This is a genomic window from Rhodonellum sp. (genome assembly GCF_030656585.1).
GTDB classification, from domain to species: Bacteria; Bacteroidota; Bacteroidia; order Cytophagales; family Cyclobacteriaceae; genus Rhodonellum; species Rhodonellum psychrophilum.
Window position 1 is genome coordinate 15,378 of record NZ_JAUSPP010000072.1, and the last position, 17,647, is coordinate 33,024.

General features: G+C 45.3%; 16 protein-coding genes. 5 read left to right on the top strand and 11 right to left on the bottom strand.

Features of this window, described 5'->3' with window-relative positions; translation table 11 throughout:
• Positions 1–113 precede the first annotated feature (113 nt).
• From acs to Q7J63_RS17870, 10 genes are all read right to left on the bottom strand, one after another.
• Positions 114–2,006 (bottom strand): acetate--CoA ligase, encoded by a 1,893-nt coding sequence (gene acs, locus Q7J63_RS17825; protein ID WP_304888111.1) that lies wholly within the window; start codon positions 2,004–2,006, stop codon positions 114–116.
• A gap of 31 nt (positions 2,007–2,037) precedes the next feature.
• The gene (locus Q7J63_RS17830; RefSeq protein WP_304888112.1) at positions 2,038–2,394 is read right to left on the bottom strand and encodes a response regulator transcription factor; all 357 of its coding nucleotides are present in this window, start codon (positions 2,392–2,394) and stop codon (positions 2,038–2,040) included.
• Positions 2,387–5,128 (bottom strand): sensor histidine kinase, encoded by a 2,742-nt coding sequence (locus Q7J63_RS17835; RefSeq protein ID WP_304888114.1) that lies wholly within the window; start codon positions 5,126–5,128, stop codon positions 2,387–2,389. The genes Q7J63_RS17830 and Q7J63_RS17835 overlap by 8 nt, the downstream gene beginning before the upstream one ends.
• A complete protein-coding gene (locus tag Q7J63_RS17840) occupies positions 5,121–5,330 on the bottom strand; it encodes a hypothetical protein (protein WP_019596578.1) in 210 nt (69 codons plus the stop codon). The genes Q7J63_RS17835 and Q7J63_RS17840 overlap by 8 nt, the downstream gene beginning before the upstream one ends.
• Before the next feature lie 112 nt (positions 5,331–5,442).
• A complete protein-coding gene (locus Q7J63_RS17845; RefSeq protein WP_019596577.1) occupies positions 5,443–7,146 on the bottom strand; it encodes a sodium:solute symporter family protein in 1,704 nt (567 codons plus the stop codon).
• Positions 7,147–7,171: 25 nt separating this feature from the next.
• On the bottom strand, positions 7,172–7,435 hold the full coding sequence (locus Q7J63_RS17850; RefSeq protein ID WP_304888117.1) for a DUF4212 domain-containing protein: 264 nt from the start codon (positions 7,433–7,435) through the stop codon (positions 7,172–7,174).
• Between the two features lie 14 nt (positions 7,436–7,449).
• On the bottom strand, positions 7,450–8,895 hold the full coding sequence (locus Q7J63_RS17855; protein ID WP_304888119.1) for a porin: 1,446 nt from the start codon (positions 8,893–8,895) through the stop codon (positions 7,450–7,452).
• A 142-nt stretch (positions 8,896–9,037) separates the two neighbouring features.
• Positions 9,038–9,460 (bottom strand): helix-turn-helix domain-containing protein, encoded by a 423-nt coding sequence (locus Q7J63_RS17860; protein ID WP_304888121.1) that lies wholly within the window; start codon positions 9,458–9,460, stop codon positions 9,038–9,040.
• A gap of 134 nt (positions 9,461–9,594) precedes the next feature.
• On the bottom strand, positions 9,595–10,365 hold the full coding sequence (locus tag Q7J63_RS17865; protein ID WP_304888123.1) for a zinc permease: 771 nt from the start codon (positions 10,363–10,365) through the stop codon (positions 9,595–9,597).
• Between the two features lie 4 nt (positions 10,366–10,369).
• Complete coding sequence (locus Q7J63_RS17870) at positions 10,370–11,431, bottom strand: FAD:protein FMN transferase (RefSeq protein WP_304888125.1); 1,062 nt, start codon at positions 11,429–11,431, stop codon at positions 10,370–10,372.
• A gap of 161 nt (positions 11,432–11,592) precedes the next feature.
• Between Q7J63_RS17870 and ruvB the strand changes: the two genes are divergently transcribed.
• The 3 genes from ruvB to Q7J63_RS17885 are packed head-to-tail and all read left to right on the top strand — an operon-like array spanning position 11,593 to position 14,782.
• On the top strand, positions 11,593–12,630 hold the full coding sequence (gene ruvB / locus Q7J63_RS17875; RefSeq protein WP_026333481.1) for a Holliday junction branch migration DNA helicase RuvB: 1,038 nt from the start codon (positions 11,593–11,595) through the stop codon (positions 12,628–12,630).
• Positions 12,631–13,566, top strand: a complete 936-nt coding sequence (gene queG, locus Q7J63_RS17880; protein WP_019596570.1) for a tRNA epoxyqueuosine(34) reductase QueG — start codon at positions 12,631–12,633, stop codon at positions 13,564–13,566. It abuts the gene before it with no gap.
• A gap of 43 nt (positions 13,567–13,609) precedes the next feature.
• Positions 13,610–14,782, top strand: coding sequence for a hypothetical protein (locus Q7J63_RS17885; RefSeq protein ID WP_304888129.1), 1,173 nt, complete (start codon positions 13,610–13,612; stop codon positions 14,780–14,782).
• Positions 14,783–14,816: 34 nt separating this feature from the next.
• Here the strand turns inward: Q7J63_RS17885 and Q7J63_RS17890 are convergent, their stop codons facing one another.
• Entirely contained in the window at positions 14,817–15,008 is a 192-nt protein-coding gene (locus Q7J63_RS17890) for a hypothetical protein (protein WP_019596568.1), read from the bottom strand.
• A gap of 116 nt (positions 15,009–15,124) precedes the next feature.
• On the opposite strand from Q7J63_RS17890, the gene Q7J63_RS17895 reads away from it, so the two are divergent.
• Both Q7J63_RS17895 and aroC read left to right on the top strand, forming a co-directional pair.
• Positions 15,125–16,567, top strand: coding sequence for a BatD family protein (locus Q7J63_RS17895; RefSeq protein WP_304888131.1), 1,443 nt, complete (start codon positions 15,125–15,127; stop codon positions 16,565–16,567).
• Entirely contained in the window at positions 16,567–17,643 is a 1,077-nt protein-coding gene (gene aroC / locus Q7J63_RS17900) for a chorismate synthase (RefSeq protein ID WP_304888134.1), read from the top strand. The genes Q7J63_RS17895 and aroC overlap by 1 nt, the downstream gene beginning before the upstream one ends.
• Positions 17,644–17,647: the final 4 nt, after the last annotated feature.

A 17,647-nucleotide genomic window follows, 5' to 3' on the forward strand; every position in this document is an offset into this window, starting at 1 on the left:
GGTGTCTGTTTCCAAGTTAATAAATTACCCCATTTGTAAGCCAAATTCATTTCTTGCCGTAGACCAAATGCCGGAAGACCGAAGATTTATTTCTTCTGTCTTCCGGCTTCTCTTTATTTTCTACCTTCCATGATTTCTGTCACCACTTCTGGATCCATCAAGGTAGACGTATCTCCCAAACTTCCCAGATCTCCTTCGGCAACTTTTCGGAGAATCCTTCTCATGATCTTTCCGGAGCGGGTCTTGGGCAATCCGCTCACAATCTGAATCTTGTCCGGTCTGGCAATCGCCCCAATGATTTTGGTGACCATTTCCTTGATTTCGTTGACCAGGTTTTCCTCTGTCCTGTTTTTCATGTCACAAATGACATAGGCATAAATCCCCTGTCCCTTGATATCGTGGGGATAACCCACCACTGCGGATTCTAGCACCAATGGATGTTCGTTGATCGCATTTTCCACTTCGGCAGTTCCCAACCGATGTCCGGAAACATTCATGACATCGTCCACACGACCCAAAATCCTGTAGTAACCGTCATGGTCACGCTTGACCCCGTCACCTGTAAAGTACATTCCCTTGTAGGTTGAAAAATAGGTCTGCTTACACCTTTCATGGTCCCCGTAGATGGTCCTGACCATGCCTGGCCAAGGGAATTTGATACACAGATTGCCTTCCACAGAATTGCCTGTCAATTCCTTTCCTTCGGGATCCACAATACTCAGCTGGATACCGGGCAGAGGCAATGTGGCATAGGCGGGTTTGGTAGGAGTGATCCCGGCCAAAGGCGAAACCATAATCCCCCCTGTTTCAGTCTGCCACCAAGTATCCACTATTGGGCATTTGGTCTTTCCGATATGGGTATGGTACCAATGCCATGCTTCTTCGTTGATGGGTTCTCCCACAGAGCCGATGACTTTCAATGAACTCAAATCGTAAGGCTGAATCGGATCAGTTCCGTAGGCCATCAAAGCCCTGATGGCAGTGGGAGCAGTATAAAATTGGTTGACTTTGTACTTTTCCACTACCTCCCAAAATCTTCCCGGATGGGGATAGGTAGGCACTCCCTCAAACATGATGGAAGTGGCGCCGGCCAATAAAGGGCCATACACGATATAGGAATGGCCGGTGATCCACCCAATGTCTGCCGTACACCAGAAGACATCTCCGGGTGAGTATTGAAACACATTTTCAAACGAATATTTGGTATAGACCATATAGCCACCTGTGGTGTGCACCACCCCTTTGGGTTTTCCGGTCGAGCCAGAAGTGTAAAGGATGAAGAGCATGTCTTCACTGTCCATTTCCTCTGCCTTATTCGTGTCTTCCTGTCCTTCGATCACTTCATGCCACCAATGATCGCGGCCTTCTTTCATGGTGACCTCTTGGGCTGTTCTTTGGTAAACAATGACCGTTTCCACACTGGCTTTTTCCAAGGCTTCATCCACGATTGCCTTTACAGGTATCGTTTTGTTTCCCCTGAAATTCCCATCGGAAGTAAGTACCGCCTTTGCTTTGCAGTCAATGATCCGATCTGAAAGGGCGTTGGAACTAAAACCTGCAAATACCACCGAATGCACTGCCCCGATCCTGGCACAAGCCAACATCGCAATGGCAGCTTCCGGCACCATCGGCATGTAAATGATCACTTTGTCCCCTTTGCCAATTCCCTTGGCTTTCAGGGCATTTGAAAAACGGCAAACTTCATGGTAAAGCTCCTTGTAGGTGATTGTTCTTCCCGCTTCGGTTGGATCATTGGGTTCCCAAATGATCGCGGCTCTGTCCCCAATCGTAAAAAGATGCCTTTCGAGTATGTTTTCGGTAATATTGAGCTTTCCGTTGACAAACCATTTTACATCCGGGCCTTCAAAATCCCATTCGAGCACCTTGTCCCAGTTCTTTTTCCAGTGGAAAGAATCCCCAATCCTCGCCCAGAATTTTTCGGGCTCTGCGATTGATTTTTGATATTCATGAAAGTAACCACTCAGGGTATGTATCCTATCACTCATAATGTTTATATTTTAGGTTATCGTAATTGATTTAATTCAGTAATGTTTTGACTTTTGCGACCAGTTCCTTGGTTGAGAAAGGCTTCACCAGGTACAAATCGGCTCCCAAGTCCAGGCCTTTTTGAATGTCCTGCTGTTTGCTTTTGGCAGTCAGGAAGATTATTTTTATTCCTTTGTGTTTCTCTCGAAGATGCTTTGCCACTTCGTATCCATCCACATTGGGCATCATGATGTCCAAAATAATCAGTTCAGGAAGATTTTCTGCAATGATGTCCAGGGCTTCCTCTCCGTCCCGGGCAATATAGACATGGTAACCCTCTTTCTTGAAAAGAAACTCCAAGGAAAGGAGAATATTGGGCTCATCGTCGACAATGAGGATTTTAATCATGATTGTTTTTTTCCTGGTTCAACTTTATTTTCTCACTTTGGAAAGGCAGGGTAAATTCAAAGCAAGTCATTCCCTCCAATCTTTTCACCGATAGCTCCCCTCCATGGTATTCTATGATTTTTTTGGAAATGGCCAAGCCCAACCCACTTCCGATCGGTTTTTTGCTCGTTTGGTTATTGGCCTGGTAAAACTTTTCGAATATATACGGCAGTTCTTCCTCCTTTATCCCTTTTCCATCATCGCAAACTTGAACCATCAAGCCCATCGGGCTCTCAAATCCCACGAGCCTTATTTTGCTTGCTGCAAATTTGGCTGCATTGGACAGCAGGTTCAGCACCACTTGTTTGATCCTGTCCTCATCGATCATCAACTCCTGCGTTTCAAAATTGAGATGGATACTGAAGTCGATATTTTTTTCCCTAAAAACCTGCATCATGCTATCGGCGGACTGCAAAATACAGATTTTGGGGTCTGTCTTTTCAAAATTCATTTTCTGTCTTCCCGAATCAAAGCGCTCCAGGTCCAGTACCTGATCGATCAATCTGGTCATTCTTTGCGTTTCCTGGATAATAATTTCCAAAAATCGCTTTCTGTCGGCATCCTCAATGTCTTCATCCAACAAGATCTCGGAAAATGCCCTGATCGAGGTCAGCGGAGTTTTCATCTCATGGGTTACGGTGGAGATAAACTCATCTTTCAGCATGTCATTCATCCTCAAGGCTTCATTCATTTTCTGGAGTTTATCTGATGCTTTTTTCAATTCCCTTGTCTTCAGGTTGAGCTTTTCGTTCAGCGATTTCAGTTCCTGGGTTTCCCTGAGGATTCCGATTACCTCTTCCATGCTGATCTCCTCCTCCTTGACCACGGAGGCCACCATGATCCTGGCCGAAGCCGACCCGATGATCCCTGAAAGCAGCCTTTCGGAGTAACTCACCAGCTCCGGATCCGCGTAGATGCCTGAGGTCAAGGTTTTTCCACTGATTTGCCTGTATTCATCGAGTGCCATTTCTGTTTTTTCATTCCCGAGAAAATTGTCCAACAAGGACTTCAGGTCTGGCAAAAATGCCTGCCCTTTCCAGACTATCGAGCTGTCCAAAGCGCTGCTGTATTTGAAAATATCGACAAAAATCACAGCCTGATTGTGTTCTTTGGAACTTTGCTGGGAAAATAAGGATACGACAAGGTACAAGATCAAGTTTACCGAAAGGCTGTAAAACAACCCATGGGTGACATAACTCATCTCGTCCAAACCCAAAAGGGAATAGGGTTTCAGAAATCCCAAACCGAAGAGTCCATCGGTCATGATGCTCGGCGACAGGTAACCTGCAGTAATCATCGTTGGTACCACCAAGGTATAAAACCACAGCACAAATCCGGCAAGGATCCCTGATAGCGCACCCAATCGGGCACCCTTCTTCCAGAAAATCCCACCAATGATGGCCGGGGTAAATTGGGCTATCGCCACAAAGGATATCAAGCCAATGGAAACCAAAGAAAACTGTCCTGCGATCTGCTTGTAATAAATGTAGGCCAACAGAATGATCCCAAAAATGGTGACTCTTCTGGTCCAAATCAGAATGCTTCCCAATCGGTGCTGGTACCTTTTTTGGAATCCATCGTTGACCAGCAGCAAGGGCATAACCAGGTTGTTGCTTACCATCGTACTCAAGGCAATCGTGGAAACGATGATCATTCCCGTAGCTGCCGAAAATCCTCCCAGATAAACCAATAAGGCCATCCATTCCTGATCAAACGCAATGGGAAGTGCCAGTACAAAGGTGTCTGCATCGACAGTCCCAGTCGGAAAATAAACCAATCCCCCCAAGGCGATGGGCAACACAAAAATATTGATCAACAAAAGGTAAAGGGGAAAAAGCCACATGGCCGTGTCCAAATGCTTTTCATTGTTGTTTTCGATGACGCCCATCTGAAATTGCCGGGGAAGGAAAAGCACGGCCATCATCGAAAGAACACTCATCCAGAACCATTCCGAAGCATTGTTTTCCCCCTGAAGGACAAAGAGATCCTCGAGTCCTTTTGTGGAGGCCTGTGCAAAAATATCCCCAAAACCATCGAAGACAAAAAAGCTTACAAACACGCCTACCACCAAAAATGCCAGCAGCTTGAAAATGGATTCGAAGGCGATTGCCATCACCATCCCCTCGTGTCTGGCCGTGGCTTCGATATGCCTGGTGCCAAACAAAACCGTAAACAAAGCCAAGCCGAGGGCCAAATAAAAAGCGGAATCCTTATAAAAGGGTGCCGACAAAAGTTCATAACCCACCTCCGAAACACTCATAATATCAAAGGAAGAAGCCACCGCCTTGATCTGAAGTGCGGTATAGGGCAAGATTCCCAATAAAGAGAAAATCGTCACAATACCCCCAAGGGTCACATTTTTGCCATATCTGCTGGAGATGAAGTCGGCGATGGAGGAAAGCTGTTGGACCTTACAGATCCTGATGATTTTCCGCATCACGATCCACCAAAGTGGAGCGATCAAACTGGGGCCAATATAGATCGTCAAAAACTCCAAGCCATTGGTAGCAGCTCTTCCCACAGAGCCATAATACGTCCATGCGGTACAGTAAACTGCCAAAGAAAGGGAATATACATAGGGATTGGTGGACAGCCGACGCCCGCTTTTTTCGGATTTTTCGGAAAACCAGGCGATGGCAAAAAGCAGGACCAAATACCCAAAGGTAAACGATATAATCACCCCATTGCTAAGCATCTTTCTTCTTGTCAGATTTGTGCAAGACCAGGAAAGTAACCAAAATCAGGAATGCCCAAATAAGAAAAACAAGCAGGTAAAGCACCGGTATTCCGTACCATACCTCGGGGATGTTGTAAATGGAAAGTACGGGATAATTCAAAAGGAATATCCCCAGAAAAAAAATCACCCATAAATACTGACCCTTCAGTGCTGCTTTCATTTTTTTATTGGTTTTCAAATAAGTTAACCCATTTCAACCTCGAAAAAAAGGGAAGCTCCGACAATTCCCTTGCCGGAGTTCCCTATTTGGAATTACTATTTCCTTAGGATGCTCAATGCTCTTGTGCTTTTCCAGCTCCTCTTGGGATCCTGATTTCCTGAATCATGTCCTGCACATACTGTGGTGGTGCTGGGGTGAGTTTGGAAACGATAAAACAAGCCACAAAATTGATCAGCATCCCGATGGATCCAATCCCCTCTGGAGAGATACCAAACCACCAATTGCTGGAGGTAACCGATTCGGGAGATAGGCCGAATAGATTGACTCCAAATTTAAAGTAGGTGATATAACCAAGGGTGAATACCAATCCCGAAATCATCCCGGCAATGGCCCCTTCTTTGTTCATCCTGCTGGAGAAAATCCCCATGATGATCACAGGGAAAAAGGACGCCGCAGCCAACCCAAATGCAAAGGCGACGACTTCCGCCACAAATCCCGGAGGGTTGATCCCGAACCAACCTGCGATGATCACTGCAACTGCCGCAGCTCCCCTGGCGATTCTAAGCTCCGTCTTTTCGGTCATGGAAGGTCTGAAAGTCCTGAACAAATCCCTTGAAACAGATGTGGAAATCACCAAAAGCAAGCCTGCCGCTGTGGAAAGTGCTGCAGCCATTCCTCCGGCAGCAACAAGTCCAACAACCCAATTGGGCAATTTCGCGATTTCCGGCGCGGCCAAAACCATGATATCCTTGTCGATAATCATCTCGTTGGTCGCTGGGTTAGGCGTGTATTGAACAATTCCGTCCCCGTTGATGTCGTTGATGGTGATCAAATTGGTTTTCTTCCAATTGTCCACCCAGACCGGCAAATCGTTTACAGGCTTGTCTGCCACCGTATTGATCGCATTATAAATTCCAAAAGCTGCCACTGCAGGTGCTGTGGTATAAAGGATCGCAATAAAAACCAAGGCATATCCTGCAGAAAGACGCGCATCCTTCACCCGTGGGACAGTGAAAAATCTCACGATCACGTGTGGAAGTCCAGCCGTACCCACCATCAAGGCCAGTGTAATGGCGAAAATATCGATCATGTCCTTTCGTCCTGAGGTATATTCAGCAAAGCCAAGATCCCCCAATACACCATCCAATTTGTCAAGAAGGAATTCACCCCCTTCAACCGTTCCTCCCAATCCCAATTGTGGAATAGGATTGCCGGTGAGCTGCATGGAAACGAAAATCGCGGGCACCATAAAGGCAAAAATCAAAACACAATATTGGGCAACTTGGGTATAGGTGATGCCTTTCATTCCTCCCAAAACCGCGTAGAAGAAGACAATGCCCATCCCGATATATACGCCCGTATTGATATCTACTTCCAAATATCTGGAGAAAACGATGCCCACGCCTCTCATTTGTCCCGCCACATAGGTGAAAGAGATAAAGAGCGCACAGATGACAGCCACTACCCTTGCTTTGTTGGAGTAATACCGATCCCCCACAAAATCAGGGACCGTGAATTTCCCGAACTTCCTGAGATAGGGAGCCAAAAGCAAAGCAAGAAGGACATAACCACCCGTCCATCCCATCAGGTAAACGGATCCGTCATATCCCGAGAAAGCGATAATCCCCGCCATGGAGATGAAGGAGGCCGCCGACATCCAATCTGCGGCAGTCGCCATGCCATTGGCCAAAGGGGAAACCCCACCGCCGGCAGTATAAAATTCTTTGGTAGAGCCTGCCCTGGTGGCAATGGCAATCCCGATATAAAGTGCAAAGGAAGCCCCGACCAGTATGTAGGTCCAAGTTAAAATATCCATAGTGATTTTAGTTTTAGAGGTTGGGTTATTCTTCGTTTACATCAAATTCTCTGTCCAATCGATTCATGCGGACAACGTACACAAAAATCAGAATGACAAAAGAATAAATAGAGCCCTGCTGGGCAAACCAGAAACCCAGTTTGAAGCCCCCCATTCTGATGGAGTTGAGCGGTTCTACCAGGAGGATTCCAAATCCGAAGGAAACCAGAAACCAAATGGAGAGCAGGATAAAAAGAGTTTTGAGGTTCTTTTTCCAGTACTCCTGCATGCGTAGTTTGTTGTTTGACATATGTATTTTGGGGTTTAAAGAAATATTTGTGTTTGCAAGATGAATTCCCCGGCAGAACCGGATTGTATAAAGTTTTCAAAGAGAGGCCGTTGGCTGTATTGAAAGGTGATTTTGGCATGATGACTGTTGATGTAGTAATTCAAACCAAGATCATATTGCCAAGAGCCCTCATCAAAGTATTGGAAATTTTTGTGCGTAAGCGCCCCGAAGGGTTGCAAGCGGCCCTTTTCACCAAGGATTTTCTTTGGAAGGAGAAAACCCGATTGGGTATAAAAGATATTTCCGGTGCCGATCGTCGGCTGTGCATTTCCCGGTCCATTCTGCGAAGTTCCTGCACCAAAACCTACATTCATGATCCCTACATTCCGAATATAATTGGGGCCAAAATCATAATTGTAAAACACGGCATAAGTAGTGAGGGCCGTCCCAGAGTTTTTGTTCAAGGGTATATCAAGAAAAGCATCCAAACCTATCAGCGAAATGTCATGGTTTTGGACCACTCCTGACGCATTTTTAGAGGAAGTTGCTCCCGGATGATGGTGCCAACCTCCACCTAAATTAAAGACTTTTTTCGTTCCCAAATAACTCCCGACAAAAAATGGCAGCTTGTTGTTCTCTTTTTCCAAAAACTGGTAAGCGATATATCCCTGTGTGGCCCAACTGTCATTGACGATATTGGCAGAAATGGGTCTTTGGCGTGCCTCATCGTATCTTCCGCCATTGCCCACGGCAAAGGGTTTGTTTAAGGCAAGCCGATAATCCCATTTCCCAAGTTGACCTTTTGCGTAAAAACCGAATTGTCGGGCAAACTGGTCCGTCAATTCAATCAATGGCCAGTTGAAAATCGGGGCATCCACGGCCATAAAATTCAAGGTGCTATGGCTGCTCATTCTTGAGATTCCGTTCCAGTAATGAAGTCCCATACCGATATAAAGTTCATTGAACACTTTGTATTCGGTCCAGATGTCATGAAAAAACAATTGGGGTTTTTTGGCGGAAAGTGCATTTGCGGTTCCAAAACCTGTTTCTGGATCGGTGGCTACCGGAAGCAATCCCGGATTCCCAGTGGCCCCTCCGCCTGGAACGCCACCATTGATAAATGTTTGGTTATTGATTCCGAAGTGGGTAAGGATAAGAAATCGGGGAGAAACTTGGGCATATGCCAAAACCCGCGCTCTTCTCATCCCCATATCGGCAGAATTGCGTTGTGGAGATCCATTTACCCCAAGCGTACCGGGGTTGTTTTCAGTAACCCGTGCCCAGATCTGATTCCAAATCAGAAACCTGACATATTTGGAACCATCTTCGCTGAGATTGAGGGTAAGGGGTTTGTAGGAATGGTCGGTCAAATCCACCTGCCTTTCGTTGGAGGAAAGGGCCAGAGAATCTTTGGCTTGGCTCGGATTCGCCAGGTAGACCATCATCAACGTGCTTCCTAGCAGATTAATTAGATATTTCATTGTCATTTGGGTTTATTGGAGTCGTTCACATAATTAAAGCGCCGACCACAAGAGATCCCCAAGTTGAAAAGTTGTCTTGAAAAAATAACAATTGAAGTATATATCCGGTAAGTAAATATAGCCAACCGAATAAAATTTCCTCTTATCGGTTTTTGAAGCGGACCCATTTGATGATCATGTACTTGTCTCCCAGTTCGGTGATCATCATGCCCGTATTGGTCAAATTCTCCTTCAATGCCATAAATTTGACCAATTCAGCATGATTCAGAACTTTGTAGGTGGGTCGGTAATCGTAATTTTCGGGGGCTTTGATCTTGTATTGCTTGACCCAATTCATGACGGACACATGGCTCACACCCAATATTCTTTCGATTTCCCGGTAAGAAATCCCTTCGATGTAAAGCTGTAAGGCTTTGACCACATAGTATTTATCAATCGATTTCCCGAGCTTTTCGACCGTGAAATGATATCCACATTTTTTGCATTTGAACCGTTGTCTTCCACCGACAACGCCACTTTTCACCACTTTAGGGTGTTCACATTTGGGACAGGAGGGTTTTTCCATGGGGCATATCTTTGGCTCTATATATCAATTTACCAAATATATAACATATTAGCAACATATAGAGACCGAAAGCAATCCTTACACCCTGAAAGAAATTTAATTTGGTTTACACGGAAAAAATACCCTGATTCTATTTAGAAAATCATCTCAAACGAAATCGCCAAAGCGAAAGCAAATACACTGATCAGAACTTTATTGAGATGAAATCGATGGTCGGGACTGCTCTCGAAGAATATGGTGGTGGATATGTGGAGGAATCCTCCGGCCACCATCCCATAAATCACCCGCAATGCGCCGCTTCCGATAAAACTCTGCTCATACAAAAGAGAGCTCAGCAACATACCCAATGGGGAAGCCAGTGCAAAGACCACCAACAAAACAAACACCCACCTCTTTTTCAAGCTACCCACCAAAACCGCCACCAAAGCAAATGCCTCGGGTCCCTTGTGGAGTAAGATCCCAAAAAGCAGGTTGTTGCTCCCATGACTGTGGGAATGTCCTTCGTGACCGTGCAGGTGATCACTCAAAATCCCATCCTGCGACAATAAAGTCCCCTCCAAAAATGCATGAAGAAAAAGCCCAATCATCAAGGTAAACACACCGGATTGGAGCCCGTGGTGGTGATGGCCTCCGTGATGGATATGCCCATGCTCCACACCGGAAGAAAATAATTCCAAAACCTGCTGCAACAAAAAACCCAACAGGATATAAAGCCCCATATTGGTCGCATCGTCTGTCCCGACAAAGAGTTCGGGTAGAATATGCAAGACCGTGATGGCAAAAAGATAGGAACCCGCAAAAACCAGGACCAATTTGAAATACCGCTGCTGCCAGTTGGGGATGAAATAGGCCAAACTGCCGGCGGCTATTGCGGTAAAAAACAAAATCAGAAAGTTACCAAGCATCGGATCAGTCATGTGGGAAAGACAAGAATGGAATCAAGCCCTCGCTGGCAAAGGTCTTGAGCTGCCCCTGTTCATCGTTGTAAATCAGGAAGAGCTCAAAATCCCCTTCTTTTTGCTGGAGCGCAATGGATTTTTCCACGCCCATGACCATCATACCCGTCGCCAATGCATCCGCCTTCATGCAGTTGGCTGCCAATACAGTCGCACTGAGCAAACCGTGTTTGACCGGCCTTCCGGTGGCAGGATTGATCGTATGGGAGATTTTGATGCCATCCGCTTCGTAATAGTTTCTGTAATTACCGGAGGTGGCCATGGCTTGGTTGTCCAAGGCGATGATGCTGAAAATATCATCGGCATTTCCCAATTCCTCAGGTCTGTTGATCCCCACTTTCCACAATTCACCTCTTTCGTTGACGCCTTTGGCACTCAATTCCCCTCCGATCTCCACCAGCATGTTTTCTATGCCTTTCGAAGCCAGGTATTCGGACACTACATCCACGCCATAGCCTTTTGCCACTGCACTGAAATCAAGATACATTCCCGGTTTTCGTTTGATAACCCTGTTGGAATCAAAAACAATGGAATTATAATCCACCAAGGAGAGCATATTTTGGATGTTTACGCTATCCTTTAGCTGCGGACCTCCGGGACCAAAGCCCCATAGATTGACCAAGGGGCCCACCGTCGGATCAAATGCACCCTCTGTTTTTTGATAGATCTCCTTACTGGCCTGCAAGACGGGATAAAAGTAGGGAAGGTCAAATACCAAAGTATCCGCATTGTTGAATCTGCTGATTTCGGATTCAGGAATATAGGTGGACAGCGATTGGTTGAAAACCAACAAAAGTGAATCCACTTCTTTTTTGAAATCCCGCTCCTGGGCATCCATGTACACGACCCTATAGGTCGTTCCCATCGTGCTTCCGGAAATACTCACTCTCCCGATCGTCTGTTCGAGGATTTCTTCCGCCGGTTTTTGCTGATTTTGGCGGTAGAGGTAGACTACAGCTACCAATAATAAAAGAATGAGGGAATAGATGATATTCTTGTTTGCGTTGCTTCGCATGGACAATGGTGATTTTTCCGAAAGTTAAATTTATTTTTCCAAATAATTCCCCAAAACCGATAGAGAATGCAATAAGATTGCAGATTGTATTGGAGAACAATTTTTTTTACCCTGATGCCTTGATTGAATTTTCTATCTTTGTAGACGCGGACAAACATGCTATGAGAGAAGATTATCTGAGTGGAGAGAACAACAACCTGAGCGCCTCGGACAAGGAGATAGAAAAAGCGCTGCGTCCCTTGAGTTTTGATGATTTTACGGGACAATACAAAATCGTCGAAAACCTGAAAATTTTCGTTCTGGCGGCAAAGAAAAGAAATGAACCCCTGGACCATGTCTTGCTCCATGGACCTCCGGGCTTGGGAAAAACAACCTTGAGCTATATCATTGCCAACGAATTGGAGGCGGGGATCAAGATCACATCCGGTCCGGTTTTGGACAAACCCTCCGACCTTGCCGGCCTTTTGACAAATCTGGAAGAGGGCGATGTCTTGTTTATTGATGAGATCCACAGGTTGAATCCCATCGTGGAGGAATATCTCTATTCGGCCATGGAGGATTTCAGGATAGACATCATGCTGGATTCGGGTCCAAATGCCCGATCGGTACAGATTTCCCTCAGTCCTTTTACGCTCATCGGCGCCACTACCCGATCTGGACTTTTGACATCGCCTCTCAGAGCGCGGTTTGGTATCAATTCCCGATTGGAATATTACGACGCCAAATTGCTCACCGACATCGTGACCCGATCTGCGGGAATCCTGAAGACCCCGATCGATGATGTTGCCGCCTATGAAATCGCCAGAAGGAGCCGGGGAACACCCCGTATTTCCAACATGCTCCTCCGAAGAACGCGCGATTTCGCCGAAATAAAGGGAAATGGGACTATCAATATGGACATCGCCAAGATTGCCCTGAACGCTTTGGATGTGGATGAAAATGGATTGGACGAGATGGACAATAGGATCCTGATGACCATCATCGAAAAATTCAACGGCGGGCCTGTGGGTTTGAGTACCATCGCGACGGCTTGTTCTGAAGAAGCAGAAACCATCGAAGAGGTATACGAGCCCTTTTTGATCCAAGAAGGCTATCTCAAAAGAACTGCAAGAGGCAGAATGGCCACTGAACTTGCCTATAAACACCTAAAAATAAAACCAAATACCAAGGGAGGGACCGCTGGTTTATTTGACCAATAAATGAATGTTCAAAAAGACAAATATGCCCAAATTATAAAAACCCAAGCCAAAAATCTGGGATTTGATTTTTGTGGTGTGGCCAAGGCGGAATTTTTGAAAGAGGAAGCGCCGAAGCTGGAGGATTGGTTGAATAAAAACCACCATGGTGAGATGGCCTACATGGCCAATCATTTTGACAAACGCTTGGACCCAACACTTTTGGTGGAAGGAGCCAAAACGGTGATCAGCCTGATCTACAATTATTATCCCGAAAAAAGGCTCCCCGATTCCCCTGAGAATTTGAAGATTGCCAAATACGCTTATGGTGAAGATTACCACTTCGTCATCAAAGAGAAACTGAAAACGCTGCTCACCAACCTGAGGACCGAAATTGGGGAATTTGGGGGCAGGGCATTTGTGGATTCTGCGCCCGTAATGGAGCGACAGTGGGCACAAAAATCAGGATTGGGCTGGCAAGGAAAAAACAGCCTGCTCTTGAACCGCCAAATGGGCAGTTTCTTTTTTCTGGCCGAACTGATCATCGACCTGGAAGTCACGCCTGATCCGCCCATGATCAAGGACTACTGCGGTACCTGTACCAAATGTGTGGATGCCTGCCCCACAGATGCTATCGTACAAGCGGGAGTGGTGGATGGATCCAAGTGCATTTCTTATTTCACGATTGAGCTCAAGGATCAAATCCCCAATGAGATGAAGGGGAAATTCGAAAACTGGGTCTTCGGATGCGATATTTGTCAGGATGTCTGTCCCTGGAACAGTTTCTCCAAACCCCACCAGGAAGCCAAATTTGCTCCTCATCCCGACCTAAAAACCATGGGAAATAAGGATTGGCAGGAACTCACAGAGGAAACTTTCAATAAGGTTTTTCAAAAATCAGCGATAAAAAGAACAAAATTCCAAGGCTTGTTGAGAAATATTAATTTTAACCTATCTTAGATTAAGTTTTTTAATCCACTGTTTTAGCTAAACCAAAAATCCGATGCGGTTATTGGAAATAAAATCAAAAATCGATGAAAAGGAATTTATCAAGACCCATGTCCTGATAAACAGGTTTTTCCCCAACTGGATCAGACCCTTGGACCAGGATGTTCTGGCTGTATTTGATCCTCAGAAAAACAAACTGCTCCAACATGGAGAGGTGATAAGATGGATTGTGAAGGACTATGAAGGCAATTGCCTGGGAAGAATCGCCGCTTTTGTGAATAAAAGATACAAAAACAAAGGGGACGAGCTTCCCATCGGAGGGATTGGATTTTTTGATTGTATCGATAAGCAAGAGGTTGCTGATGTATTGTTTGACACTGCCAAGAAATGGTTGGGTGAAAGGGGCATGCAGGCAATGGATGGCCCAATCAACCTGGGCGACAGGGACAAATGGTGGGGATTGTTGGTGGAGGGATTCCATCCACCGATCTACAGCATGAATTTCAACCCACCTTATTACCAGAAATTATTTGAGAATTACGGTTTCCAAAACTTCTACAACCAGATATGCTGGAGCCTTTCCGTGGCAGAGGAATCAAACCAACTGGAGGCCAAATTTTATGAAAGCCACCAAAAATTTGCTGGCAATCCGGATTTCCAAGCCCGGCATGTCAATAAAAATCAGCTGGATAAATTTGCGGAAGATTTCTGTACCGTCTACAACAAGGCGTGGGCAAACCATAGTGGAAATAAGGAGATGGCGATTGCCCAAGCGAGGAAATTGATCCAATCACTCAAGCCCGTCTTGGACGAAAAGCTGGTGTGGTTTGTCTACCATAAAAATGAGCCGGTGGTGATGTGGATCAATCTCCCGGACATCAACCAAATCGTCAAGCACCTCAAGGGTCAATTTGGGATCTGGGCAAAATTCAAGTTTTTTTTGATCAAGACTTTCGGTACCAATACCAACTTCGTGGGAATCGTATATGGAGTCGTACCTGAATTTCAAGGATCGGGCTTGGATTATTTTATGATCGTAGAAGCGGAAAAAGTTATCAAATCAAGGACGGGATACAAAAAACTGGAGCTGTATTGGCAGGGGGACTTCAACCCGAAGATGCTGAATATTTCCAAAAACCTCGGTGGAAAACCTTTCAGAAAATTGGTAACATACCGCTATCTTTTTGATCGGGACAAACCTTTCAAAAGGCATCCGGTGATTGATTGACAAAAAAAAAGCCCCATTGATGGGGCTGTACATTTTATCCAGAAAAATCGACAAAATATCTGTTTAACACTGGTTCATATATTTTGGAAAAATTCCGATAACACCAATCCCTGAATTCTTTGATTTCGGCCGGCATCAAAAGATTCAGTCCCTTTCGCAACTCTTTCTCGAAGAGTCTCTTGTCAAAACTTACTTTCATCAAAACAATTTTAACGTATTCCAACATAGCTTAAAATTAATTTGTTTGTACAAGTTCAATTTAATAATGGATACGATACTAGATATCGTTTGTTGCGTTTAAAATATAAAGTTAATTTGCGCTCCTCAAGAATAAATACCAATATGAAATTAACGATTGCCAAGTGTCTTTTTGTATTGCTTTTCGGCTTTATTTCTTTCAACACCTGGGCCCAGGAAATAACCATTGAACTGGGGCCTGACGAAATCGGTCTAAATGAGACCTTTAACATAAAGGTCACGATTTCCAATGACAAAATAAAGTCCTACGATCAATTCCCCGAGATCCCCGGATTCCAAAAGCAAGGACTTTCGCAATCCTCCTCCATGAACCTGATCAATGGGCAAATGAGCAGTACCAACAGCATCATCCAATATTACAAACCAACCAAAAAAGGCAGATTCCAAACCGGAAGTTTTTCGGTAAAAATAAACGGGAATGATTATGCTTCCCCCGGAAAATCAATCAACGTGGTAGACGCCCGTGCCGCCCAAAGGACCCCGGGACTCTTTGGGCCAACTGACGATCTGTTTGGAGGAACGCAGGCTGAACCTGAATTCATTGAAATCGAGGACGATGCATTTTTCGCCTCCACAGTCAACAAGGAGGAAGTATTTGTCGGTGAAGGCATCAACGTCAGCCTAGCATTCTACATGTCAGAGACCAACCAAGCCCCCTTCCAGTTCTATGAACCTGGAAGGCAATTGGATGAAATGCTGAAAAAAATCAAACCTTCCAATGCCTGGGAGGAAAACTTCAACATCACGAGCATTCAACCAGAAAAGGTTACTTTCAATGGGAAAAACTGGATCAAATACAAGGTCTATGAGGCCGTATTTTTCCCATTTTCTGAAGGGGAAATCAATATTCCCCCAGTGGCTTGGGAAATGATCAAATACAAGTTGGCCAAAAACCCGACCTTTTTTGGCAGCAACCGTCTGGAAGACTTCAAGACCTTTTATTCATCAGGCAAGAAAATCAAGGTCAAACCACTCCCTCCACATCCCCTGAAAAATGAAGTGAGCGTGGGATTGTACCAGCTGCGTGAAAATTTCACCGATCTTCAGGTGCAAACGGGCGAGGGATTCACCTATAATTTCGGTGTCAGTGGCGAGGGAAACATCAATTCGATTTCTCCTCCAAAGGCAAACCAAATCCAAAAACTCAATACCTACGATCCAAATGTCCGCCAGCAGATCAATCGCGGCAATGGGCGGATCTCGGGAATCAAGGAATTCACCTATTTTCTTACCCTGAATGAAGCCGGAGAAGTAAAACTCGCCGACCACTTCAACTGGATTTATTTCAATCCCAATACTGAAAAATACGATACCCTTAAGCCAAAATCAGTGATTCGGGTGGTGGGCGAATCCAAAGTCAATCAAGCCATTTCCAACCAAAGGCTGGGAGGGATTTATGATTTGATAGAACTAGAGGACAATAAACTTTTAAACCAACGATATAAGTATTATTTTTCGCTCTTTATCAATCTGCTACTGGCAGCTTCAGTAATATTATTGGCTGTCCTGATCATGAAAAAGAGATAATGGGGAATACGTTTGGGAAATTATTCAAGATTAGTACATTCGGAGAATCGCACGGAAAAGCGCTTGGAGTGGTCATCGATGGCTGTCCAGCCGGTTTGGAAATAGATGAGCAATTCATCAAGGCCGAAATGCAAAGGAGAAAACCGGGCCAATCCAAAATCACCACCCAAAGAAAGGAAGAAGATGAATTTCAGATTCTTTCAGGAGTGTTTGAAGGAAAAAGCACTGGCACCCCGATTGGGATAGTGATCGCAAACGAGGATCAAAAGAGCAAGGATTATGGGCACATCGCAGATAAATTCCGGCCTTCTCATGCAGATTACACCTATTTTGAAAAATACGGCATTCGCGACCATAGAGGTGGCGGAAGAAGCAGTGCCAGGGAAACGGCAGCCCGTGTTGCCGCAGGGGCAATCGCCAAACTTCTTTTGAAACATTATGGAATCAGCATCCAAGCCTATGTCAGTCAAACAGGCGATCTCAAACTGGAAAAGCAATACACTGAACTTGACCTCAGCCTTACAGAGACCAATATCATCCGCTGCCCTGACCCAGAGATGGCGGAAAAAATGATCACCTTTATCGACGAGGTCAGAAAAAACCGCGATACCGTAGGCGGAATGGTGACATGTGTCGCCAAAAATGTCCCCGCTGGACTTGGCGAACCCGTTTTTGACCGGCTTCATGCTGAACTTGGAAAAGCCATGCTGAGCATCAATGCCGTAAAAGGCTTTGAGTATGGCAGTGGCTTCGAAGGCATCAAAATGAAAGGTTCCGAACACAATGACGCCTTCTTCAAAGATGGAGACCGCATCCGGACCAAAACAAACCACTCAGGAGGAATCCAGGGAGGAATCTCGAATGGGGAGGACATTTACTTTAACGTGGCCTTCAAACCCGTGGCCACGATTATGCAGGATCAGGAATCGCTAAATGAAGCTGGTGAGACCGTTACGATTTCTGGAAAAGGGAGACATGACCCCTGTGTCGTACCAAGGGCTGTACCCATCGTAGAAGCAATGACCGCCTTGGTATTGGCAGATTATCTGCTGATTAGCAGATCAAATAAACTTTAAGCAA